The organism is Verrucomicrobia bacterium S94 (assembly GCA_004299845.1).
GTDB lineage: Bacteria > Verrucomicrobiota > Kiritimatiellia > Kiritimatiellales > Pontiellaceae > Pontiella.
This window is the reverse complement of the sequence record CP036201.1, coordinates 3,156,698-3,178,418: the sequence shown is the minus strand read 5'-3', so window position 1 is coordinate 3,178,418 and position 21,721 is coordinate 3,156,698. Positions and strand designations below refer to the sequence as shown.

Genomic DNA, 21,721 nt, shown 5'->3' with positions numbered 1-21,721 from the left:
ATGGAGTTTCTGGCCGACTACAGCTTCATGGATCTTTTCTGGATCGGGTTGAGTCTTTTCCTTACCGGAATGAGCAAGGGCGGTTTCCCGGTGGGGGCGATTGCGCTGCCGATTCTTATTCTGATGTGGCCGGCGCAGGCGAATGCGGCAAGGGCGGCGGTGGGTTTCATGCTGCCGATGCTGTGTCTGATGGATATCATTGCCCTGTTTTTTTATCGCAGGCATGTGTTGTGGGGGCGATTGATTTATCTGATGCCGGCAACGATTTTCGGAGTGACGATTGCCAGTTATCTCTTTGTGTCTGATTCGGCGGTGATTTCGGTTTCGGATCGGGCGCTGAAGCTGCTGATCGGTCTGCTGGGGATTGTGTTTGTGATTTATTTTGCGGCAAAAAAATGGATTCTGAATCATATCCATGCATCCCAGCCAAACTGGAGCAAGGGCATGATCTTCGGGATCGGGGCTGGTGTGACTTCAACGCTTGCTCATGCCGCCGGTCCGGTCATGCAGATGTATTTGCTTCCGCAGCAACTGGAAAAGAAAAAATTTGCCGGAACGAGCTGTGCCTTTTTCTGGATGCTGAATCTGATCAAAGTGATCCCATTCACGGTGACGGGGCGTATTCAGCCGGAGGGGTTAAAACTGGGGGCGGTGCTGCTGCCGGTAATTCCTCTCGGCGTGGCGTTGGGCTGGTGGCTGACGCATAAGACGGAGCAGAAACACTATACGGTGCTGATCTATGCCGTGCTGCTGATCACATCCGTGACACTCATTCTGAAGGCATTTTGATGTTGATACGGCTAGCTCCGGTATTTTCGGTAGATCTCCTGTCGGACCGGGCAGGTGCAGATGAACGAAGTGCCGAAAGAATGCTGATAAGGGCAGTAACACGGTTTACGTCCATCGGTGAAGAAAACGGAATCGTTTACTGTATCTGTAATTCTGCAGAGCGGTTTGCCACCAACAGCATGACATATGTGATTATGTCTGCACTGATCCGCTTTTTTCAGAGTAGCTGTATCAACCTCGAAATGTTCATCCCTTAACACGGGTATGATTGTAGGGGTATTTCCGAAAAAGCGCCACTTCTTTTTTATAGTAGAAAATACTAGAAAACAAATAGGGTTGAGGATTTCAGAATTCCCGGTGTTTTTGGATTTCATTGAAACAGAGGGTCGATACACTACACTTTCTTTCAAAAGGAAATATCATGATTGGCATAATAGACTATGGCATGGGTAACCTCGGGAGCGTATCGAATGCATTCCGTTTTCTTGAGCTGGATGCAAAAATTGTGACGCGTAAACAGGAGATGGATGAATGCTGTGCGCTGATTCTGCCGGGGGTCGGAGCTTTTGGCGACTGCATGTCGCATCTGGTTGAACACGATTTTGTGAGTGCTCTGGAAAACTGGGCGGAAGCGGGCAAACCGCTGATGGGGATTTGTCTGGGATTGCAGGCCCTTTTTGAGAGCTCGGAAGAATCACCGGGAGTTCCGGGGCTTGGAATTTTTAAGGGCACAGTAAAGAAGTTTGATCTTCCGCCGGAATTGAAGGTGCCGCAGATCGGATGGAACCGGATGACAGAGGTGCAGTCTGACTGTCCGATGTTTAAAGGAATTCCGGATGAGTCGTTTTTCTATCTGGTGCACTCGTTTTATGTCTGTCCGGAGGATGAATCGATTATTGCCGGTAGAACCGGATACGGAATCGATTATACCTCCTGCATCTGGAAAGATAATATTTTTGCCACGCAGTTTCATCCTGAAAAATCGCAGGAGTTTGGCCTGCAAATGCTTAGGAATTTCCATCAGTGGGCGACTGCGTAATGATGAGTTTTTTAATGCTCTTATTTTTATAGTTATTTATATGTATGAGCATAAAGCCAGATGATAGCTTTACCCTGTTTGTATACGATTAAGGGATAACATGGGCTTAAAAAACAAAATCCTGCTGATTGTGTTTGCCGCATCGGTGGCAGCCTCTGTGGTGACAGGTGCGGCGCTGGTGTTTGTGTTCAAATTGATGGGTATGCTGGAGTGTGCAGAAAGCCCAGTACCGATGGTGGCCGCGACACTGGTGTGTCTGTTGAGCATGCTGTTTATGCTGGTACTGCTGATCATTCTGCTGAGCAAAAATGTCATTATGCCGGCCGTCGAGCGGGAGATGCTCGAAAGCGAACGGAAAATGCTGAATGAGCAACTGCATCATTCACAGAAAATGGAAGCCGTCGGCCGGCTGGCCGGATCGATTGCACATGATTTTAACAATCTGCTTACGATTATTGACGGCTATTCCAGCCTGATTGTTGCGGATCCCAAAGGTGAAGATACGCCGCAGCATGCCAATGAAGTGATTGAAGCGGCGCGAAAGGCTTCGTTCATAACGCGGAAACTGCTCAGTTTCAGTCAGAAAGAAAAAACCGAGCCGGTTACGCTCGATCTCAACAGCACATTGCAGGATACCGATAAAATGCTCGCACGACTGATCGGCGAAAAAATTACGCTGGTGACCAAGCCGCATGATACCCCGATTTATGTGAATGCTGATCCGGTCCAGATGGGACAGGTGCTGATGAATCTGGCGGTTAATGCCCGCGATGCGATGCCGAACGGCGGTCGGATTACCATTAAGGTGAGCAGCAGGAACGTTGCACACGGCGAATGCCGTAAGCCGGATAAACTGGCAGAGGGAACCTATGCCGAAATTTCAGTGCACGATACCGGCCATGGCATAGATGAAGAAATTATCGACCGTATTTTCGAGGCATTCTTCACGACGAAAAGTTCCGGAAAAGGGACCGGTCTGGGACTCTCCATCGTGAAGAGCATCATGAAAGAGAATGACGGTTTTATTGATGTGCGCAGTAAACTGGGCTCCGGGACAACCTTCTATATATATCTTCCGGTAATTGATCTTGCAGATGATGCCTATCACGGAGCTAAAAAACCGGAAAAAGACATCGAGCAGGATGCTTCAAAGTCCGAACTTGCTGAGGGTGACTCCCCTGAAAAAATTCAGGCCGATCGGCCGACGATTCTGCTGGTGGAGGACGACCCGATGATTCTTACGCTGGTGGCTCAGACGCTGGAAACGCAGGATTACAATATTCTGCAGGCTGAAGAGGGGTGGGAAGGTATTAAGGTTGCGCGAAATCACAAAGGTAAAATCGACCTGCTGTTCACCGATGTGGTTATGCCCGGTCTTGGGGGGCAGAGCTGGCGATGGCGGCGGCGGAGCTTTATCCGGATATCAAGGTGCTCTTTATGTCGGGATATTCCCGTTCCCAGCTCAACGAAGAAGGGGTTCCTGCAGATGCTTCCATTCTCGAAAAACCCTTCACGCCCGACAAAGTTATCAGTATGGTCCGTCAGCTTTTAGGGTAAAGCCACCGTTTGTGCTGTGTGGGAGGGAATCCAGCAGGCCCGGCCGTCAGCCAGTTCAATATGCCACCAGTTTTCACGTTCTTCCAAACAATGAAATTCTGTGCCCGCATGCAACGGATCCAGAAAAGCCGGCGCATACATTGGACCGTCGCCCTTACGTGCAACAACTTCCCCGGCAGTAACCACACCCGGCCGGGCTTTTGTATTCATGACGCTCTCTGTTATCAGTGAGAGCAGCAGTACAGCCGAAACAAGGCCGCAGGCCGCTGTTGTGATCCGGGCTTCTTTCCGGGAGGTGCGCTGTTTCCAGAACCATGCGCCCCAGAAGCTGATCCAAAAGATGGAGAACAGTATCCATCGGAAGCGGGTGGAAGTGTTCAGGTGCCAGCCCAGCAGCCGGGCCGTCATGGGGTTGGGCTCTTTTTCCGGAATCAGATCCGGACGCAGTTTCAGAGCTTCAGACAGATTATGCTGCAGGTCGGCATCGTTGGGCAGATACTGTTCTGCGCGGCGGTAATTCAGAATAGCACGGCCCATATCTCCGGCCATAAACCACGCATTTCCGGCCGTATAAAATAGATGTCCGTTACGGATACCTTCCTCTTCAATGAGCGATTCGTAACGTTCGGCCGCCTTGGCATAGCCGGCGGGATCGGTGGCAGTTTTGAAAGCGGTATGGGCATCTTCGAGTGCCTGCAACTGGTAGTCTTTTCCGAAAGCCGGAAAAACCGATACAGCGAAAAAAATAAGGAGGAGCAGTTTTTTCATTTCAGTTTCCTCTCAACGGTACGGACGATACGGATGGCTTCACGCACAATGTCATCAGCATTTCCTGTTTCATTAAAATCCCGCGCAAAGCGGTACGCTTCACACAAAGCAAAGAGGTTTTTCAGATCTTTCAGAGTCTGGTCATCAGCACCGACTTCCATCAGGCGCATTTCCGCATCCCTGAAGGAGAGTGCTCCGGGCACAAGGTGCAGCCGGTCGCCCAGATAGGCGCGCAGACATTGGTCAAGATCGCCGTAAATCTCTGTTTTCATGGTGTGTGATTTAATATGAGCCACATTTTTCCGGAACACTTTGAAGGCCCGTGCGGCTTTGGCCGTGCGGTGAATGTAATGTTTTTTCTCGCCGAAGAGTGATGCTGCGGAATATCCACCCGCCACAGCCGGAGGAAGCAGCAGGATGAGCAGAACAATGACCGGATGGGCCCATCCGAAAAGCGGAAGGCGGCGCGATTTAAGCATGTCCGGATTTTCATAATTCTGGCGAATACCCTCCTCCACGGAGCGGAGCGGATTCTTATAGAATGATCCGCCGAATACACCGATTTCTTCAGCGGCGGACACCTGCAGTGGAATGGGACGGGATTCTTTGATTACATATTTTTCCTGCGTCGGACTGAAATAGGCCAGCTGAATCGGAGGAATTTCAGTATTACTAAGTGAAAGCGGCCGGATCGTCTGTGTGTAGATTTTGGACTTTCCTTTGCGCTCCGGCAGCGAGCGGTCGGAGGGAATCTCGAACCGGTTGACGAGGTTGGGCTGGTAACGCAGGGATGCGAAGAAAATATTCTCCATATAGTTCGAAGACGTTATGGTAACCGTCAGGGTGATCGGTTCGCCTACACGAACAGCGGTTGGTTCGGCGGTGACTTCAATATCAAATTCGCCGACCATGCCGTTGAAAAGATCGGGCCGCCCGTCCTGGGGCAATGGTTTTACATCGATTTCAAGCGGTTTGGATTCGGTATAAATCCGTATCCATTTGTCGCCGGAAACATTGTGGTCGAAAAATGTATTGTCGAAATAAGCCGGATATTGAAATGCCGAACGGCGGGGTTTGGTTTTAAGGTTTTGTTCCTGTTCCGCAGCGCAGAGCAGTGTGGCCGGCGCGACCACAATGCGTCCGCTTTTTTTCGGGATCAGGATTTTGCTGAATTCCAGACTCTGATGCTGTGTGCCGTTGACCTGATAGCTTTTCCGCGAGGCCAGTACACGTGTTCCGTGTACCGGCAGACCGGTGGCATTGGCCTGCTTTTCTTTGTCGGGTTCATAGATTTCCAGAACCTGGAACCGTTTATCGTTGAGAATCGGAAAATGAAAATCGACCGCTTTGATGGCTCCGAACGGGTAGGTGCTGTCCCATCGGGTTTTCAGCAGGAGCGGTTCGCCGACGTAGACGGAAGCTGCAGAAACACTTTGTTCCAGTTTCATCCGGTCCGAGGTCGCCGGCTTATTTGCTGTGATTCGGATGGGCCCGGAAGATACGCTTCCGAAGCGCAGTGCCGGAACGGTCAGTTCGCCCTCCTGTTTCGGACGAAGGGCATAACGGTATAGCCAGGTATTCTCCTCGCTGGTTTCCTGTCCGGACACCAGCACGGTGGTGTTGAATTCCGGGGTCTGAAATTCGGGAGCGTCAGGCTTGGCCCCGGATTTGACAATGACATCCACATTGAAAACCTGCCCGAGATACACATTGGTTTCTGAGGCTGTTGCGTAGGCATAGAAATTGGTCGCGGCCAACGCGGGGCCCGCAACGATTAAACTTGCCAATAGAATAAGCTTCTTCATATTACCAGTCTTTCTCAACCGCTTTGTATTCGCCGGACTTCTTTTGTTTCCGCCGTTCCTGATTTCTGATTTCTTCAGCAAGAATATCCATCTCGGTCTGGTTCGGCGGCGGAACGCCGCGAATCTCTTCGTACTCGGAAAAATCACCGAACGGATCGGCTTCTTCGTACATATCCGCATCCTGATCCGACTCCTCATATTCCATATCATAGTCTTCGTAGTCCTCCGACTCCTCGTCGGATTCGCCCTCCTGCTGATTGGGATCCTCGGGCGCGGAACCAAGCGCCGCGGTCAGCTCCTCCAGCGCTGTCGGCTGATCCGGAACGGCCATGGCTTCGGCTGCTTTAACCGTATGTTCCCAGGTCTCTTTCAGGGGGCCGGGGGCTGCGTTTCCGTCGGGCATCGGAATATCAGCATGCAGCCCGGAAGCTTCGATCAGTTCCGCCAATTCCCGCGTCTCATTCTCCAGCTGTTTCTGGGCTTCGCCGACATCCTGAGTTTCCAGCAGTTTGTTCTGCCGTTCAATAAACTCCATCAGTTTTTCCCGGATGTAGGTAATGAGTTCGTTCTGTTTCTGTTCGTCCTCTTCCTTCTGCTGTATTTCCTCCTCGATGCCGGCCACGATACGCTGGCTCATTTCCAGATTGTATGCGGCATCGGTAAACGAGGCATCGTAGTCCAGTGCCATGCGGTAGAACCAGGCCGCCTGCCGGCAGTATTCGGCCGCCGCATGCGGATCGGTTTCCCGGAGGTTCTCTCCTGCTTTGACCATGCAGTTGCCCATGTTGTACCAGCTGCGGCCGCGTGTGTAATCCGATTCCGTCATGGAGGCCGCGAGCTCATAGGATGCCATCGCCTCTTCATAGCTTCCGGAGCGGTACTGTGCATTGCCCAGATTGAAATAGAGTTCGCCCGATTCCGGAGCTTCGGCAATCGCTTCATGGTACAGATTGATGGCTTCATCAAGGCGGCCTTCCGCCAGGGCCTTGTTTCCCGCCTTGAAGGTTTTCGGTGCGGCCTGCACCAGCGTTACTGTAAGCAGCAGAGGCAGTATTTTGGAAATCATGACGGTTTCCTCCAGCGGTTGGAAATCAGCAGCAGGATGACTGCACCGGAAAGAAACAGATGGAATTTTTCCTCATACCGTTCCATTACCTGTTTGTCGGTTGCCGTCCGTTCGGCATCAACCATGATCTGTCGATAGATCTGTGCCAGATTGAATGGTCCGTTACCGACATCAAAATAGATGCCGTCCTGAATTGCCCCGGCCATACGGCGCAGCGTTTCAGAATTGAGGCGGGTCCAGATTTCCTGATTACCGCTTTTAAGATACGAGCGTACTCCGGTTTCTTCATCAACAATTGCAATACGGCTTCCGCGTGAACGGTCGCCCAGTCCGATACCGATGAAGCGTACACCGGCCTCTTCCAGCTTCCGGACAGCCTCCACTTCATCGGGGCCATCCTTCTGGTCTTCGCCGTCGGTTATCAGAATAAGGTCAACCATGCCGGCTTTTTCGTCCGTCACCAGCTTCTCGACCGTGCGTTCCAGCGCATGCGCAATCATGGTTCCACCGGCCGCCACGCTATCGGGCGAAGCATTACGAAGGGCCATGCGGAAATAGTCGTAATCGACTGTCAACGGGCAACGGATTTCGGTTGATCCGGCAAAAAGTACGAGCCCGATGCGGTCGCCGGACAGCCCCTCGATGCAGTCATGAATTGCTGTTTTTGCATTTTCGAGGCGGTTCGGATGCATATCCTCTGCCAACATAGAGCGGGAGACGTCGAGCAGAAAGATGACGTCGCGCCCGCTTTCCTGCAGTTTGGTTTCTTCAAGATTCCAGGCCGGCCGGGCGAGGGCTATTATTATCAGTCCGATGGCCGCGGTGGCGCTGAAGGCTTCGCGTTTCCGGCTGATGAAATGTGCGCCGGCTCCGAATGCGGAAACGGCTTTTTTGCGTTTGACCGAGGAATAGATGAACAGCCCGGCAATTACCGGAACGATCCACAGCCAGAGCAGGGCGGCAGGATGGTAGAAATAGATCAGCATTGGAGGCGCGCCTCCATGAAATTAAGAATTAAGTTTTCAGAATGAAGAATGAATAGTAGGCGATGCTCCGGCCACCCATACAAAAGTGCCGCAGACCCACCATTCTTAATTCCTGATTCTACATTCTTCATTTTACGGAATCCTCCTGAGCCACGTGGTGGAGAGTACAGTATGGAAAATCAGGAGAAGAAGTCCTAGTATCGCGAAGGGCTGGAATACATCTTTAAAGGTGTGATAACGGTCCGACTCGATTTCGGATTTCTCCATGGTGTTGATTTCATTATAAACATCGCGCAGAGAGGCTTCATCGGTGGCGCGACGGTAGATGCCGCCGGTCTCTTCGGCCATTTTCTGAAGAATACGTTCCTGCACCAGCGGTTCTTCTTCAATTTCAACGGGACCTTCCGGCGTCTGAATCGTTTTCATTTCCGGCGGGTCGGTGATGGCGATGGTGTGCAGGCGGATGCCCCAGTGCTGCGCCAGTGCGGCACCTTCCATCGGCAGATGCCGGCCGCAGTTGTTGTTGCCGTCGGTCAGCAGAATGATGACCTTTGATTTAATTTCATAGCCGGTTTCCTGATCTTCCTGACTGTACCGCTCTTCAGCTGTTTTCAGACGGGCGGCCGCCAGCGTGACGGCATCGCCGAAAGCTGTTCCATCTTCGTTGGGCCGCGACTCGATTTCCAACTGCTGAATAAAAAATTGCAGAGAATCGTGACTAAGGGTCAGTGGGCAGACGGTGTCAGCGTAGCGGGCGAACGTGATGAGCCCGAGGAGGTCGTCCGGCCGTTCTTTGACAAACTGTTCGACCACCATTTTAGTCACATCCATACGGCTCATGGTCGTGTCCTGAAACGGCATGGAAATATCCATGGAACTGGAAATATCCACGACCAGTTCAATGGCAACACCCTCCTTAGGAATGCCCTGAGTCATATCTTTGATCTGCGGACGGGCTGCGGAGAAAATAAGCAGTCCCAGTGCAAGCACCTGCAGCCAGAAAAGCAGCGGCATAAAACGTTGCCGCGTGGTGGCGGGGACTTTTTTAAATGAAGCCAGTGTTGAAAAACCGAGGGCCGGACTACGGCTCTTCCGGAAATGGTCTATAACCATTTTCAGAACCGGGAGCAGTAAAAGAAGCATCCATGGGAGCGCGAATTTCATTCCGGAACCTCCATGGTGTTTTCCACGTGGGAGCGGACGAATTGTGCGGCTTCGGCGATAAAACCATCCGGAACTTTATTGGAAAAGCGGATGTCGTCGCACCGCTCGAGGAAGGAAATAATTTTGTGGTCTTCAAGAACTGCAGAGAGCTCAACGACCGTTTTTCCAACCATTGGAATACCGACGCGTGCTTCATGGTAGGTGCGGAAAATGCGGTTGAGTTCATGAATCCGTTCGACCGGATTTTCAGGCAGATTTTCCAGCGCCTGGAATGCGGCTTCGTGAGGAAGGACCACAGCAACCGTTTTCGGTTTGCGCAGTAGATAAATAATGAACGGAATCAGACCGAGGGTGAAAAGGGCACCGACAGCGGTGTAGATAGAGCGCCGCTTTTTTTCCTGAGCGGGCAGTAGCTCAATGGGATCGGCAATGTCGCGGATTTCCAGTTTTTCTGTTCCTTCAGGAATCAGCGAGGTGACTTCAATGCGGATGGGTTCGGTGGTGATGGAATTGGTGCCGGCCGAAAGTTCCAGAGGTTGGAGCTCGGTTTTTCCGGGGAGGGCCGGCAGCAGCTGCCAGACCCGGCGGTAGAGCTGTTTTCCATTGGGCAGGGTCTGAACGGGTTCGGTATAGCCTTCGCCCAGTGAGAACGGATCGATTTGACTTCCGATGTTCGGGAAAGACGGTTCCGTTCCGGCCGGGACATGCATTTCCAGCATCAAGGTGATTTTTCCTGAGCTGGGGATGTTGGTTTCGCTGAGCGAAATAATGGCCGTCATGCTATGGTTGCGGTACTGTTTTGAATAGACGGGTTCTGAATAGGGTTGCGTATCGGTCTGTTTTTCAGAACAGCCGAATAGCAGCAGAGTACAGATGGGCAGGATTTTTTTCATAAAGTCTGCCTCTGTTCACGGGTTCGGAAAAAGCGGACCAGATCGGGAACGTGGTCGCGATCGGTGTGGACATCAATCTGGTCGATATTGAGCCGGATGAACTGATCTCTGATTTCAAGGTGTCGGGCTTTGGCGGCGGTATTAAACTTTTTGCGTGCTGCAGGACTGGCGGTATCGACGAGAATCTGTTCTCCGGTTTCGGCATCGCGCAGTTCCACGAGTCCGGCGTCGGGCAGTTCAAGTTCCCGTGGATCGGTGATGGTCACGGCGATGAGGTCGTAGTGGAAGGCGGCAAGTTTCAGCTGCTTGTCGTAATCTGCATCCTGAAAATCGGAAATAAGGAAGGTGACACACTGGCGTTTCACCATTTTTCCCAGGTAGTCGAGTGCACCGGCGATACTGGTGCCCGTTCCCTGTGGTTCGAAGCTGAGGATTTCCCGGATAATGCGCAGCACATGGTGCTGTCCTTTGTCGGGGGGAATGAAGCATTCGACTTCATCGGTGAAAATAATGAGTCCGACGCGGTCGTTGTTTTTGATGGCCGAGAAGGCGAGCATGCCGCAGATTTCGGCCGCCACTTCGTTTTTGGTTTGCCGGGTAGAACCGAAGGTGCCGGAAGCCGACATGTCGACCAGAAAAAAGAGCGCCTGTTCGCGCTCTTCGATAAAGCGTTTTACGAAAGGCTTCCCGGTACGTGCGGTGACGTTCCAGTCGATGGTACGGACTTCATCGCCGGGCATGTATTCGCGGACTTCGTCGAATTCCATTCCGCGGCCTTTGAAGACACTTTTGTATTCACCACCAAGCAGTTCGGTGACCACTTTTCGACTTTTGATGTCGATCTGGCGAACTTTTTTGAGAAGGTATGAGTCTTTTGGTTCGGACATGGAAAATTAAGAATTAAGATTTCAGAATGAAGAATTGCGGGCGGGGATACCCCGCACCCCTATTTGTTGTCTTGTGCTGTTTTTCGGGATGCCGCCATTATGGCTGTTATTTGGGCTGCCTCTTTTTTTAAAGATTCAACTTTGTCTTTAGGGAGGAGTTGTCCATCCATTATCAGTTCTAGCCAGAATTCAGTTTCATCGGCTTCTTCAAGTACGATACCAAGTTTTGCGATGAACTCTGCATTTGATCGGGCTCTGCATGCCGCGCGGTAGTTTGCTCCAACCGATGTGCCAGAACGCATAAGCTGATTTGCGATGGCTTTTCCTGCAACCGTGTTTGGCAATGTTTCCACGAGTTTCATGATGCGCAGTGCAAACTGCTTGGTTCGAATTCTGAGCTCATCGCCTTTCATATGACCTCCTTATCACTAAAGTGTCGCAGATCTCAAAATTCTGCATTCTGAAATCTGCATTTTTAATTTCTAGGGTACTTCCACGGTGTCGAGAATCTGATGAAGGATATCTTCAGAGGATTTTTCTTCGGCGGCGGCTTCGTAAGTGAGCAGCACACGGTGACGGAGTACATCCATGGCGACATCTTTAACATCCTGCGGAACAACATAGCCGCGGCCGTTGAGCATGGCTTTGCCGCGGGCCGCGACGGACAGGAAGATGGTGGCGCGCGGCGAAGCGCCGTAGCGGATCATGTCGGCGCAATCGAGACCGAATTTTCCGGGGTCGCGCGTGGCCTGAACAAGGTCGAGAATATAGTGTTCCAGCTTTTCGTCCATGAAGACATCATCGACCAGTTTCCGGAGCCGGGTGATATCATCGATCTGCATGACGGCCTGGATATCGATTTTAACGTCGGTTTTGCCCATACGTTTCAGGATGCGGTGCTCTTCGTCTTTGGTGGGATAAACCACATCGAGTTTGAACATGAAGCGGTCGACCTGGGCTTCGGGGAGGTGGTAGGTGCCTTCCTGCTCAACGGGATTCTGAGTGGCGAGTACGAGGAAGGGTTCGTCGAGTTTATAGGTTTCGTCGCCGATGGAGACCTGGTGTTCCTGCATGGCTTCGAGCAGTGCACTCTGTACTTTTGCGGGAGAACGGTTGATTTCGTCGGCAAGAATGATGTTGGCGAAGATCGGGCCTTTGTGCGGAGTGAATTCGCTGGTTTTCGGGTTATACATCATGGTCCCGAGCAGGTCGCCGGGGAGGAGGTCGGGGGTGAACTGAATGCGGTTGAAGCCGGCATGCAGGGTTTGTGCGAGGGTGGTCACCGCGAGTGTTTTGGCGAGTCCGGGAATGCCTTCGATCAGCACATGGCCGTTACAGAGCAGGGCGAGGAGGAGGGCTTCGATGAGATCCTCCTGGCCGATGATCACTTTGCCCACTTCATCGCGGACCTGCTGGAGCACTGCGCTTTCCGCCTGATAGCGCTCGTTCATCTTAATAATATCATCATGCATATCTTTGCCTTTCAAAAAAGAAACGAGGCAATATAGCCCCGTTTATCAGCTGGAACAGTAAAGAAACGCCCTGAAAATCGGTGCTTGGACAATCCCTTCGGCCAGGGGCATGTGTTTTGAAAATATGAGCGAAATGCTTAGTAACCGGGCGGAACCGGTGTCTTAAGATTTGTTAAAGAAGGTTATCCGGCCGGGGTCGGCACAATCAGAACATTGCATTCAGCATGGCGGATAACGGCTTCGGATACGCTGCCCAGAAAGGCTTTGTGGAGCAGACCGTGGCCATGGGAACCCAGAATAATCATGTCGGATTCCAGTTCTTTTGCTTTCTGCAGGATCATTTCGGCCGGATCGCCTTTCACAAGAAGGGCCTGAGCCTGGGTACCGTTCCGGCGGAGGTTGGCGGAAATATTGAGCAGTTCGTTGTGCTCGCGCTTGAGTTCCTCGGCACTGAGATTGCGTGCCAGCTGCACATCACCGGGCAGGGAGACCACTTCGGGGGCGTAATCGGAAAAGGAGGAGGTTTGGTAGACCCGTGCTGCGGGGTCGTCGCCGACAGCATGAAGCACGTAGAGTTTAGTTTTAAGTTTTCCGGCAAGTCCGGCGGCTTCTTTGAGTACGGAATCGGTACTTTGTGAAAAATCGACCGCAACAAGCATATTCATCTTTTATCCTCCTGACTTGTGGTCTTTATTTTAACCTGTCGAAGGGTTTTGGCAATGTTCTTTCCGGAATCAGGTGTTTTTGCCGTAATGAGGCTCAATGCCGAGTTTATCCATCCGATAGCGCAGAATGCGGCGGGTGGTCCCGAGGTGTTCGGCGGCACGGGTCTGAATGCCGTTGCATTGTTCCAGTGCCTGGAGGATCAGGCTGCGTTCAAAATTTCCGACGGCCTCTTCTAGATTGATCGGTGTTTCCAGAGTGGGAGTGGTTTCGCTGCGGTTCATGTTTCGTCCTCCTGTGCCGGGAAAATGATCGTGATGGTTGTTCCGCCGGAGCTGGTATCGATGTCGATCTGACCGTTGTGATCGATCACGGCGCGTTTGGCGATCGGCAGACCCAGACCGAGGCCGCGGGCTTTTATGGTGGTGAAGGGAGAGAAGACTTTGTCGCGGATGGATTCATCAATTCCCGATCCGTTGTCGGTGATAATCAGGTAAATACTGCCGGACTGTTTGTCCGGCGTGCGGCCTTTGACGGTTACGTTGACGCGGGAGCCCGGTTTGTTGGCCAGGTTTTCGGCGGAATTTTTAAGAAGGTGATACACACCTTCCTCAAGGGAGGCCGGATCGCCGTTGATCATGAGGGATGATTCATCGGCGGAGAGGTGGATCTTGAGATTATCGTGGTCGAGCTCGTTCTGAATGCGGGTAACGGCGTGTTCGATCGGTTTCCGGATATCCAGTGACTGGAATACCGGTTTGGGCGGATTGGCAAATTCATTAATTTTATCGACAATCTGGTTAAGGCGGTCGACTTCATAATTGACCTCTTTGCTGAATTCGGCGCGGAAGTCAGGATCTTCGTAGCGTTCCGGCAGCATTTGCGAGAAGGTTTTTATGGCCACGAGCGGATTTCGGATTTCGTGGCTCATGCTGGAGGCCAGTTCGTTCCAGAAGGAGGCGCGTTCGAGCTGTTCTTCTTTTTCCTGCAGCAGTTTTGCGCCGGTGATATCACGAAGCATCATCATGGCTCCGACGCAACCGGCACTGTCCGTGAGGCAGCGGGTTTCGGCTGATACGGTGAGTTTGGTTCGGTTGTCGGTCCATTCGGTCACATCGTGGGCGGTCTGGTTGCCGATGGCACGGCGGAACAGGTCGGCAATGCGGGAGCCGAGGATTTCAACACGCCGGCCGATGATTTCGGTTTCCTCCGGGCGGAGAATATCGCGGGCGGTGGAGTTGAACCAGCGAATGGTCGCTTTTTCATCACATGCAACAATACCGAAAGGAATGGAATGCAGGACGGTTTCGGCGAGCGCTTTCTGGAGTGCGGTTTCTTCGTATTGGAATGCTTTTTCAAGGGTGGTGGAAATATGATCTGCCAGCCCGGTCAGGTCTTCAAGGTCGGCCACTTCGAAAGGAATGCCGGTGGAGCGCTGACCGACGAAAATCCAGCCCTTGATCCGGCCGGCGGCATAGATCGGGATGATAATTTCGGCACCGAGGGAATCGAGCATCAGCTTGAGCATGGCCCGTTCCTGCGGATCAGTAATATTTTCGAGGGTTTTGCGCGATACCAGATGGGTATTCATTTCCAACCACCGGATGAATCTGTCGTGGGGGCTGAATTTCAGTTTTTCAGTGGCGGCGAGGCAGCGGGTTCCGGCCTGGAAAATATAGTCGTCCTGCGGATCCGGCTGGATGAAGATGCCGGCCCGTGATACCCGTGCAGTGGCTACAAGGCCTTCCACTACGCTTTCGAAAAGGGCATCTACATTGTCGAAGTTGCGCTGAGCCTTGGAGAAATTCCGCAGCGGTGCTGAAAAAAAGCTTCGAGGCTCCGACCGTTGTTCGCTTTTCCGGGCATTCAGCTTGATGAGTTCTTCCTCAAGAATACGGGTTTTCTGGCGGAGCATCTGGCATTCAATGGCCTGTTTCAGAAGAGACTGCAATTCGCGCCGGTCCGGTTCAAAAGAGGTTTTGGCGAAAGGTTCCAGCAGTTCTGCCGCAAGCATGGGGTCGGAGCGGTCGGCGCCGATTACGATGATTATGGTGGACGGCCGCTCGCGGCGCAGCATGGCGATAACGTCGAGGCAGTTGGGGGCACGCAGATCCGCCAGCAGTACGGTATCTCCGAACTGCTGAAACCATTGTTCGAGTTCGACCTGTTCTTCCAGAGGATGGATGGCTGTAATGGTCGAAGCCACACGAATGAGGCGCGATGTCAGTTCTTCATCGCGGGAGTAGAGGAGGCTGGAGGGCAGCGTTCTCATGAGGTAACCTCTTCTTCAAGAAGGGGCATGTAGAGGTAAAACGTGGTTCCTTTTCCCAGTTCACTGTCAACCTCGATTACCCCGTGGTGTTCGCTGATTATGCCGTGCGCAACGGAAAGTCCCATACCGGTTCCTTCGCTTTTGCTGGTAAAGAAGGGGTCAAAAATTTTCTGAAGGTTCTCGCGGGCAATGCCTTTGCCGTTGTCCGTGATCTGAATGCGGATGCATTTCCGGGTGACGGCGCGGTCGGGGGAGTCTCCGGTGGCAAAACGATAAGCGCAGTTGATGGTTCCGATGGTGAGAGTCCCGTTTTCACCGATGGCATCAATGGCGTTTAGAATCAGGTTGATAATGGCCTGAGAAAGCAGTTTCGCATCGCCCATAATGTACGATTTGTCCGCTTTGCAGTTGTTCTGCAGTTTGATGCTGTTTTGCGAGAGCTGCTCATGCACCAGCTTGAGGATCTGATCCAGCGTCTCCTGAATATCCATAGCGATAAGGTGCGGTTTGGCCGGCTTTGAAAAACTGAGCAGTTCATTCACGATGCCGTCAATGCGTTCAACCTCATGGGCCACGAGCGATGAAAAATCTTTGCGGAAATCTTCGTCGTTATAGCGTTGGGGCAACAGCTGGGTGAAGGTTTTAATGGTTACGAGCGGGTTTTTGATTTCGTGCGCCATGCCGGCGGCCAGTGTGCCGACACTCGAAAGCTGATCGGACCGGCGTACCTGTTCCTCCAGTGCTTTCAGTTCAGTAATATCCGTGATGACCAGAAGCGCTCCCATGGGTTTGCCGTCGTGCCCGAGCAGAAAGGCCGAGCTCATACGGATATATTTCGGGAAATCCTCGCTGTTTTCATCGGGATAAATTGTCGCATCAATATTACGTACGCCGTTTTCATTTTCCAGTGTGACTTCAAGGGCCAGATAAATTTCACGCGGAAGGACGGTAATGTGTTTACCAATGGACTGTTCTTCGTTGATGCCGGTAATCTTCTGGGCTTCATTGTTAAAGAGGGTGATGCCGCGGTCCGGCCTGGCGACCACAACCCCGCTGGCCAGCTGCTCCAGCATAATTTCATTCTGGATTTTACTGTCCTGCATCGCGGTATAAAGCCGGGCATTTTCAAGAGCCACAGCGAACTGATTGCAGAGGATCTGAAGGGTGTCCTGTTCGGTTTTGTCATAAATGCGTCCGCCAGTCCTGGATCCAAATAAAATAACTGCTCTAAGTTCAGACTGTGAAAACACACCTGTAGCAAGTTGGGAGTTTAAGGTTCTAAGATCTCTGAGAACCTCTTTAGTTGTTGGAGTTTGTCTAGACCGGGTCAGCTTATCCTCGCTGATTGGATCTTTTGTTGATTCCAAAGTCGCCACCAAAGCTGGAGGAAGTGTGACTTTAACTCGTCCTTTGGATGTTGCTTCAGTAAAATCCCCCCCGGTTTTAATCAATAGGCGTACCGACTGAGCTTTAAGCGATTCCGTTAGCAAGTCAGTGAACTGGCAGAGAAGTGCATCTTGTGTCGTTATAGATTGAAAGATCTCCCCTGCTTTCTTCATTGTTATTGGCGCGTTTAATGACTGACTTGAAACAAGTTTATACGCGACTTTCTGAAACCTGCCATGCATGGGCGCCATTGAGAAGGCTACTACCACTGTAGCGCAGATTTGTGCCGGCAGATCTGTGTCTGATATGAGGTGTGAAAACCCTTTTAAAACTAGATAATAGGTCAGTAGGTAAACGAAGATTAGATATATCCCTTGAAGGATATATGCGATAATTCTTCTAATAAATGTTCCAACTTCAAGAATATGCCTAGTCGCTATTCCATAGGCAATTACAAGGTTAATTGGAATAATACTTATTGGCCCATATTGTTGTGGCTGTGAACTCTCGAGTAGCACTGCGGCCATATGAATTAAAAGATACACTGGAATGGCCATAGCAATTGAAGTTAAGACAAATTGAAGTTCTACCCGTTGAACTCCTCGTGCTTTTTTTAAAGCACGGAAAAATGTTATGATCGTAAATGTGAAATGAACGGGATAATATGCAGTGTATAATGCGAATCCGGGACCGTATGTCGCATCGGGAACCGATCCGACTGGCATTAATGATACTTTTGTAATAAAGAGATGGCTAAGGCATAAGATGCTGGTGGAAAATGCCAGAATGAGAGGGAAACGAGCGCGAAGCAGTTGTTCTTTCAGCGATACATTAGGGTTGGAAATTGAAAGGCAAAGTAGGTGGAAGGATGGTGGGATCCAGGTTCCTGCAACTGATGCACCTTTAATAAAATGTAATGCCGATAGAGCATCGTTTGAATGGATAATGCCCATCACGAATAAAATCCACACACTCATAATCGTAGAAAAGAAAGTGAAATAGCGATTTTGAGTCCGTTGGGAATTAGTGAGTAGAATTGCTAGGCTCACCGCTATATTTGTTATGAGAATAAGAACTAGTATCGTGGTTGTTGTTAGCATGAAGAATTACTTCCAGTTCTTAACAATTAGCGTCCCGTTACTTCTGCCAAACCCATGCGTATTTACCATGGCATAATTTAATTCAATATATCTGTTCTCTGCCATTACATAGTCGAGATCGCAATAAGGATCTGTTACAGTCAAATTGGTAGTATGTGGAATGCATTTATTTTGTAGGGAGAGTAGAGTGCAGGCTAGCTGGTGTCCTCCTCCTGTGCCCATGGCACTACCTGTAGACCCTTTAATTGAGGAAATAGGAATATCATATGCCCGGTTTCCAAAAACTGCCTTAATAGAATCTGTTTCGGAAAGATCCATAGTGCTGTCACCGGGAGCATGTGCGTTTATGTAGTCAATATCCCGTGTGGATAAGCCTGCATTTTGAAGAGCATGCTGCATAGAAAGAGTCAGGCCGATTCCTTCTCTTTCTTTTGGAGGGTCATTTGCTTTTCCGTATGCAGAAATGGTTCCGTAAATTGATGCTCCCCTTGATGTGGCGTGATTTTCGTTCTCAAGAATAAAGATAACGGCACCTTCTGCAATAACTCCTCCACTACGGTTTAAATCAAAAGGTTTGCAGGACTTAGATGGAGGATCGGCAATTGACGGGAGTTTTTTTGCCTTAGTAAAACAATTCATAACGTATTCAGTTATTGTAGAATCAGCACCGCCAGCAAGTGCAACATCAGATTTTCCGGTAGAGATAAATGAGGATGCATAGGCCACGGCATCTAAACTCGATGCGCAACCGTTGGAAATTGTCTGGATCGATGCTTTGAGTTCATTCGCATATGCGATAGCACTTGCTGCCGCATTTGGGATGCTCATGACTGCCGTAGTCGTTGTTGCATGTTGACCAAGCAGATCCATTGCGGGTGCTGAGCACCCAATGATAATTGGCAGTGAATTTATAGACCGCATATAGTCCATATTTAATCTTGAATCTTTTATTGCATCAGTAGCTGCAACTAATGCCAGTTGTGTAAAACGCCCCATTCTTTTGGGTTTCAGAGAACGATCAATATACGCATTAACGTCAAAATCGGGTACTTCACCTGCTAAACACGGTGCGAGGTTTTCGGAAGAAAAAAGAGTAACCAGATCGATGCCGGATTTGCCTGCGAGGAGGGAGTTCCAGAATGCGTCTTTGCCGATGCCGTTGGCGGCGAGTACTCCAATACCGGTAATAACCACTCTGTTTCTGCCGATCACGGGTCTACTTCCTTTTGTCTGAATTTCGGCGTATCCTTATGTAGTGGAATAATCAGGTATCGGCCGCAATCATAGGTGATAAATATGCACACATATGTTGTGCACAATTTTGTACACTAAATATCAATATATTGTATATATCAAGAATTTTTACACAACCTGTAGGTGAATTTTTTAGTGACCCATGGCATATCTTATGCTAAAAAAAGACAGTTTATTAATTGTCGATATTGAGGGGTATTTATGATCAGGAATCACAGATATTTTGCGGCGGGGTTATGTGCAACAGTTTTTGCTCTTGCCCGGTCTGCGATGGCCGATGGCTATCGTAATCCGCCGCCGACCGCGGAGGGGATTGCCAAATCCGGCGTGCATTCGGTGTGGGTGGATGATGCCTCGGCGATTTTCTACAATCCGGCGAATTTAGCCTTTCAGACCAATCAGTCTGTTGTTCTGTCGCTGACCATGGCCCGCACGGAAAACTCATATCAGAACCCATTGGCTCCCAATGCTTTTGAGTCGGATGGCGACTGGAATTTTCTGCCCAACATTTATTACGCTTTACCGCTGGGTGAACGTTGGACAGCGGGGCTGAGCATTAATACACCTTATGGGCAGGGGCTTTCCTGGGAAAAAGACGATTTTGCCCCGTTTATTGTTAATCCCGGTGATTTTGTGCCTTATGAGGCCCAGATGATGATGATCAATTTTAACCCCACGGTTGCGACAAAATTAACCGATACGCTGTCGCTTGGAGCCGGTCTGAATGTCGCTTATTCTGAGCTGACACTGAAATCTTTGCTGGGTACAGGGGAGGAACCTATGCGGATGTGGAAGGCGAAGGCGATGGTTGGGGTGTCGGGGCTAATCTCGGTTTGACCTGGAACCCCGTGGAAGGACAGCGGTTGGCGCTGACATACCGGAGCCAAATGCAGGTAGATTTTGACGGCGATTTTAAAGTCAGCGGGGTGAATTCGGGGCCTTTCGAAACTGAAGTCAAATTGCCGAATATCATTGGTGTTGGGTATGGGTTTTCCATAAATGAGAATGTTCAGATAGAAGCTTTAGTGGAATGGCTGCAATGGTCTTTGAATGATTCTCAGAAACTGGTGGCCGGTGTGCCGGTTGCGGATCTTGAAAACAACTGGGATGACACATTCACTTTTGGTGTCGGCGGCAGTTGGCAGGCCCTCGATTCTCTGGTTGTTCGCGCGGGATATGCCTATATTCCGAGCCCGATCCCGGAGGACACCATTACGCCGCTTCTGCCGGATGCCGACCGCCATGCGATCAGTTTCGGGCTGGGGTATACCCGCGGAGCTCACATGATTGACCTAGCCTACACGTTCAGTATCTACGAGGATCGCAGCGCGCCGGTTTCGAACACAAGCGGTGCGGGGATTTATGAGATTGATTCCAACCTTGTTGGTCTGACATACTCTATAGCGTTTTAGGGAGTCATTATGATCGCGGAATGCAAAGACAAAAAAGGTAAAGTGCTGGTCATCGATGATGAGCGCGGACCGCGTGAAAGTCTGCGCATGGTGTTGAAGTATGATTACGACATGGTGCTCGCGGAGCGGGTTGATGCGGGAATAAATGCCCTTCGGGAACATAACCCGGATCTGGTCATCATGGATATCCGTATGCCGGAAAAAAGCGGTATTGAAGGACTGCGGGAGATCCGCGAGATCAATCCGAATGTTTCTATTGTGATGCTCACCGGCTATGGCGACCTTGAAACCGCTCAGCAGGCGATCCGTTACGGTGCCAATGACTATCTTCAAAAACCGTTTGATACGGACGAAATTCAGGCGGTGGTCAAAAAATATGTCGAGCGTTCCAAGCTGAATTCCCGCAAAAAACAGGCACAGGAAGAGCTCACTAAAATGACGCAGTCGCTCAGCCGGGAAGTGGGGAAGACCAACAAGCTGACTTCACTCGGTGCAGCATCTTCGGAGCTGGTTCGCGATCTCCGGAATCCGTTGACCATTATTCGGGGTTATCTCGACCTGCTTAATTATGAATTGAAAGAAAAACGGGATTCCACTTCTGATGAGATGAGCGAATATCTTGATCAGATTGAACGCAATGTAGAGCGGTGTGCGGAGTTGGTTGAATCATGGCGTGCTCTGGGGCGCTTCGACTTTTCCCAGTTACAACGGGTGAACCTGCCGAAACTGGTGAATGACTGTTTCCGCGATGCGGCAGCCCATTCTGAAATCTCTTTTTCAGTGCAGGTAGATGGTGCCGAAGACCAGTATGAGATGCTTGGTGAGCGCCTGCAGGTGAAGCGGGCGCTTCAGAATCTGATCGATAATGCGGTTACCGCAGTCGACAACGAATCTGCTCCGAGTATTGCGGTGGAGTTCTCTTTGACCAACTCAGACATCGAACTGAAAATAAAAGATAACGGGTGCGGTGTGGACACCTCCTCACTGCGCTGGATCTTTGAACCGTTTGATAATACCGCCACTATTGAAAAAGGGGCTGGACTAGGCCTTTTCATCACTAAAAAAGTGATTGAAGAGCACCGCGGAACGCTGGTTTTCGAGAGCCGTGTCGGAGAGGGCAGTATTGTAACAGTCCGTGTACCGCAGGCTCATACGGCACTCGGTTATTTTTCTAATCCCGCATCGCTGGCACAGGGCTGATCCGACCT

20 protein-coding genes are annotated in these 21,721 nt (G+C 50.7%); 6 read left to right on the top strand and 14 right to left on the bottom strand.

What is annotated here, in order from left to right:
* The 3 genes from EGM51_13895 to EGM51_13885 all read left to right on the top strand — a co-directional run bounded on the left by EGM51_13895 (window position 1) and on the right by EGM51_13885 (window position 3,380).
* Window positions 1-789: a sulfite exporter TauE/SafE family protein gene (locus EGM51_13895; protein QBG48433.1), complete on the top strand. Its 789-nt coding sequence runs from the start codon at window positions 1-3 to the stop codon at window positions 787-789.
* A 421-nt stretch (window positions 790-1,210) separates the two neighbouring features.
* Window positions 1,211-1,828 (top strand): imidazole glycerol phosphate synthase subunit HisH, encoded by a 618-nt coding sequence (gene hisH, locus EGM51_13890; protein ID QBG48432.1) that lies wholly within the window; start codon window positions 1,211-1,213, stop codon window positions 1,826-1,828.
* Between the two features lie 100 nt (window positions 1,829-1,928).
* Window positions 1,929-3,380 carry a response regulator gene (locus EGM51_13885; GenBank protein QBG48431.1) on the top strand — a complete coding sequence of 484 codons (1,452 nt, stop codon included), beginning with the start codon at window positions 1,929-1,931 and terminating at the stop codon, window positions 3,378-3,380.
* On the opposite strand, the gene EGM51_13880 is transcribed toward EGM51_13885, so the two are convergent.
* The 14 genes from EGM51_13880 to EGM51_13815 all read right to left on the bottom strand — a co-directional run bounded on the left by EGM51_13880 (window position 3,377) and on the right by EGM51_13815 (window position 19,059).
* Window positions 3,377-4,153: a hypothetical protein gene (locus tag EGM51_13880; protein QBG48430.1), complete on the bottom strand. Its 777-nt coding sequence runs from the start codon at window positions 4,151-4,153 to the stop codon at window positions 3,377-3,379. The genes EGM51_13885 and EGM51_13880 overlap by 4 nt on opposite strands.
* Window positions 4,150-6,168 carry a hypothetical protein gene (locus EGM51_13875; protein QBG48429.1) on the bottom strand — a complete coding sequence of 673 codons (2,019 nt, stop codon included), beginning with the start codon at window positions 6,166-6,168 and terminating at the stop codon, window positions 4,150-4,152. Before EGM51_13875 ends, EGM51_13880 begins: the two co-directional genes overlap by 4 nt.
* Window positions 5,960-7,024, bottom strand: coding sequence for a tetratricopeptide repeat protein (locus EGM51_13870; protein QBG48428.1), 1,065 nt, complete (start codon window positions 7,022-7,024; stop codon window positions 5,960-5,962). The genes EGM51_13875 and EGM51_13870 overlap by 209 nt, the downstream gene beginning before the upstream one ends.
* Window positions 7,021-8,010, bottom strand: coding sequence for a VWA domain-containing protein (locus EGM51_13865; protein ID QBG48427.1), 990 nt, complete (start codon window positions 8,008-8,010; stop codon window positions 7,021-7,023). Before EGM51_13865 ends, EGM51_13870 begins: the two co-directional genes overlap by 4 nt.
* Window positions 8,011-8,142: 132 nt before the next feature.
* On the bottom strand, window positions 8,143-9,174 hold the full coding sequence (locus EGM51_13860; GenBank protein QBG48426.1) for a VWA domain-containing protein: 1,032 nt from the start codon (window positions 9,172-9,174) through the stop codon (window positions 8,143-8,145).
* A complete protein-coding gene (locus EGM51_13855) occupies window positions 9,171-10,067 on the bottom strand; it encodes a hypothetical protein (GenBank protein ID QBG48425.1) in 897 nt (298 codons plus the stop codon). The genes EGM51_13860 and EGM51_13855 overlap by 4 nt, the downstream gene beginning before the upstream one ends.
* On the bottom strand, window positions 10,064-10,954 hold the full coding sequence (locus EGM51_13850; protein QBG48424.1) for a DUF58 domain-containing protein: 891 nt from the start codon (window positions 10,952-10,954) through the stop codon (window positions 10,064-10,066). Before EGM51_13850 ends, EGM51_13855 begins: the two co-directional genes overlap by 4 nt.
* Before the next feature lie 59 nt (window positions 10,955-11,013).
* Window positions 11,014-11,367, bottom strand: coding sequence for a four helix bundle protein (locus EGM51_13845; GenBank protein QBG48423.1), 354 nt, complete (start codon window positions 11,365-11,367; stop codon window positions 11,014-11,016).
* A 69-nt stretch (window positions 11,368-11,436) separates the two neighbouring features.
* Window positions 11,437-12,426, bottom strand: coding sequence for an AAA family ATPase (locus tag EGM51_13840; protein ID QBG48422.1), 990 nt, complete (start codon window positions 12,424-12,426; stop codon window positions 11,437-11,439).
* Window positions 12,427-12,608: 182 nt separating this feature from the next.
* On the bottom strand, window positions 12,609-13,091 hold the full coding sequence (locus EGM51_13835; protein ID QBG48421.1) for a universal stress protein: 483 nt from the start codon (window positions 13,089-13,091) through the stop codon (window positions 12,609-12,611).
* 69 nt (window positions 13,092-13,160) lie between these two features.
* Window positions 13,161-13,373 carry a hypothetical protein gene (locus tag EGM51_13830; GenBank protein ID QBG48420.1) on the bottom strand — a complete coding sequence of 71 codons (213 nt, stop codon included), beginning with the start codon at window positions 13,371-13,373 and terminating at the stop codon, window positions 13,161-13,163.
* Window positions 13,370-15,361 (bottom strand): hypothetical protein, encoded by a 1,992-nt coding sequence (locus EGM51_13825; protein QBG48419.1) that lies wholly within the window; start codon window positions 15,359-15,361, stop codon window positions 13,370-13,372. The genes EGM51_13830 and EGM51_13825 overlap by 4 nt, the downstream gene beginning before the upstream one ends.
* Window positions 15,358-17,847: a PAS domain-containing protein gene (locus tag EGM51_13820; GenBank protein ID QBG48418.1), complete on the bottom strand. Its 2,490-nt coding sequence runs from the start codon at window positions 17,845-17,847 to the stop codon at window positions 15,358-15,360. Before EGM51_13820 ends, EGM51_13825 begins: the two co-directional genes overlap by 4 nt.
* A gap of 6 nt (window positions 17,848-17,853) precedes the next feature.
* A complete protein-coding gene (locus EGM51_13815; GenBank protein QBG48417.1) occupies window positions 17,854-19,059 on the bottom strand; it encodes a beta-ketoacyl-[acyl-carrier-protein] synthase family protein in 1,206 nt (401 codons plus the stop codon).
* 243 nt (window positions 19,060-19,302) lie between these two features.
* On the opposite strand from EGM51_13815, the gene EGM51_13810 reads away from it, so the two are divergent.
* The 3 genes from EGM51_13810 to EGM51_13800 are packed head-to-tail and all read left to right on the top strand — an operon-like array spanning window position 19,303 to window position 21,713.
* A complete protein-coding gene (locus EGM51_13810; GenBank protein ID QBG48416.1) occupies window positions 19,303-19,938 on the top strand; it encodes a hypothetical protein in 636 nt (211 codons plus the stop codon).
* Window positions 19,854-20,513: a hypothetical protein gene (locus EGM51_13805; GenBank protein QBG48415.1), complete on the top strand. Its 660-nt coding sequence runs from the start codon at window positions 19,854-19,856 to the stop codon at window positions 20,511-20,513. Before EGM51_13810 ends, EGM51_13805 begins: the two co-directional genes overlap by 85 nt.
* A 9-nt stretch (window positions 20,514-20,522) precedes the next feature.
* On the top strand, window positions 20,523-21,713 hold the full coding sequence (locus EGM51_13800; protein QBG48414.1) for a hybrid sensor histidine kinase/response regulator: 1,191 nt from the start codon (window positions 20,523-20,525) through the stop codon (window positions 21,711-21,713).
* Window positions 21,714-21,721: the final 8 nt, after the last annotated feature.

Excerpts from the sequence above, each read along its gene's own strand:
- EGM51_13895 (QBG48433.1), top strand. The coding sequence starts at position 1 with ATGGAGTTTCTGGCCGACTACAGCTTCATGGATCTTTTCTGGATCGGG.
- hisH (QBG48432.1), top strand. The coding sequence starts at position 1,211 with ATGATTGGCATAATAGACTATGGCATGGGTAACCTCGGGAGCGTATCG.
- EGM51_13885 (QBG48431.1), top strand. The coding sequence starts at position 1,929 with ATGGGCTTAAAAAACAAAATCCTGCTGATTGTGTTTGCCGCATCGGTG.
- EGM51_13880 (QBG48430.1), bottom strand. The coding sequence starts at position 4,153 with ATGAAAAAACTGCTCCTCCTTATTTTTTTCGCTGTATCGGTTTTTCCG.
- EGM51_13875 (QBG48429.1), bottom strand. The coding sequence starts at position 6,168 with ATGATATGGAATATGAGGAGTCGGATCAGGATGCGGATATGTACGAAG.
- EGM51_13870 (QBG48428.1), bottom strand. The coding sequence starts at position 7,024 with ATGATTTCCAAAATACTGCCTCTGCTGCTTACAGTAACGCTGGTGCAG.
- EGM51_13865 (QBG48427.1), bottom strand. The coding sequence starts at position 8,010 with ATGCTGATCTATTTCTACCATCCTGCCGCCCTGCTCTGGCTGTGGATC.
- EGM51_13860 (QBG48426.1), bottom strand. The coding sequence starts at position 9,174 with ATGAAATTCGCGCTCCCATGGATGCTTCTTTTACTGCTCCCGGTTCTG.
- EGM51_13855 (QBG48425.1), bottom strand. The coding sequence starts at position 10,067 with ATGAAAAAAATCCTGCCCATCTGTACTCTGCTGCTATTCGGCTGTTCT.
- EGM51_13850 (QBG48424.1), bottom strand. The coding sequence starts at position 10,954 with ATGTCCGAACCAAAAGACTCATACCTTCTCAAAAAAGTTCGCCAGATC.
- EGM51_13845 (QBG48423.1), bottom strand. The coding sequence starts at position 11,367 with ATGAAAGGCGATGAGCTCAGAATTCGAACCAAGCAGTTTGCACTGCGC.
- EGM51_13840 (QBG48422.1), bottom strand. The coding sequence starts at position 12,426 with ATGCATGATGATATTATTAAGATGAACGAGCGCTATCAGGCGGAAAGC.
- EGM51_13835 (QBG48421.1), bottom strand. The coding sequence starts at position 13,091 with ATGAATATGCTTGTTGCGGTCGATTTTTCACAAAGTACCGATTCCGTA.
- EGM51_13830 (QBG48420.1), bottom strand. The coding sequence starts at position 13,373 with ATGAACCGCAGCGAAACCACTCCCACTCTGGAAACACCGATCAATCTA.
- EGM51_13825 (QBG48419.1), bottom strand. The coding sequence starts at position 15,361 with ATGAGAACGCTGCCCTCCAGCCTCCTCTACTCCCGCGATGAAGAACTG.
- EGM51_13820 (QBG48418.1), bottom strand. The coding sequence starts at position 17,847 with ATGCTAACAACAACCACGATACTAGTTCTTATTCTCATAACAAATATA.
- EGM51_13810 (QBG48416.1), top strand. The coding sequence starts at position 19,303 with ATGATCAGGAATCACAGATATTTTGCGGCGGGGTTATGTGCAACAGTT.
- EGM51_13800 (QBG48414.1), top strand. The coding sequence starts at position 20,523 with ATGATCGCGGAATGCAAAGACAAAAAAGGTAAAGTGCTGGTCATCGAT.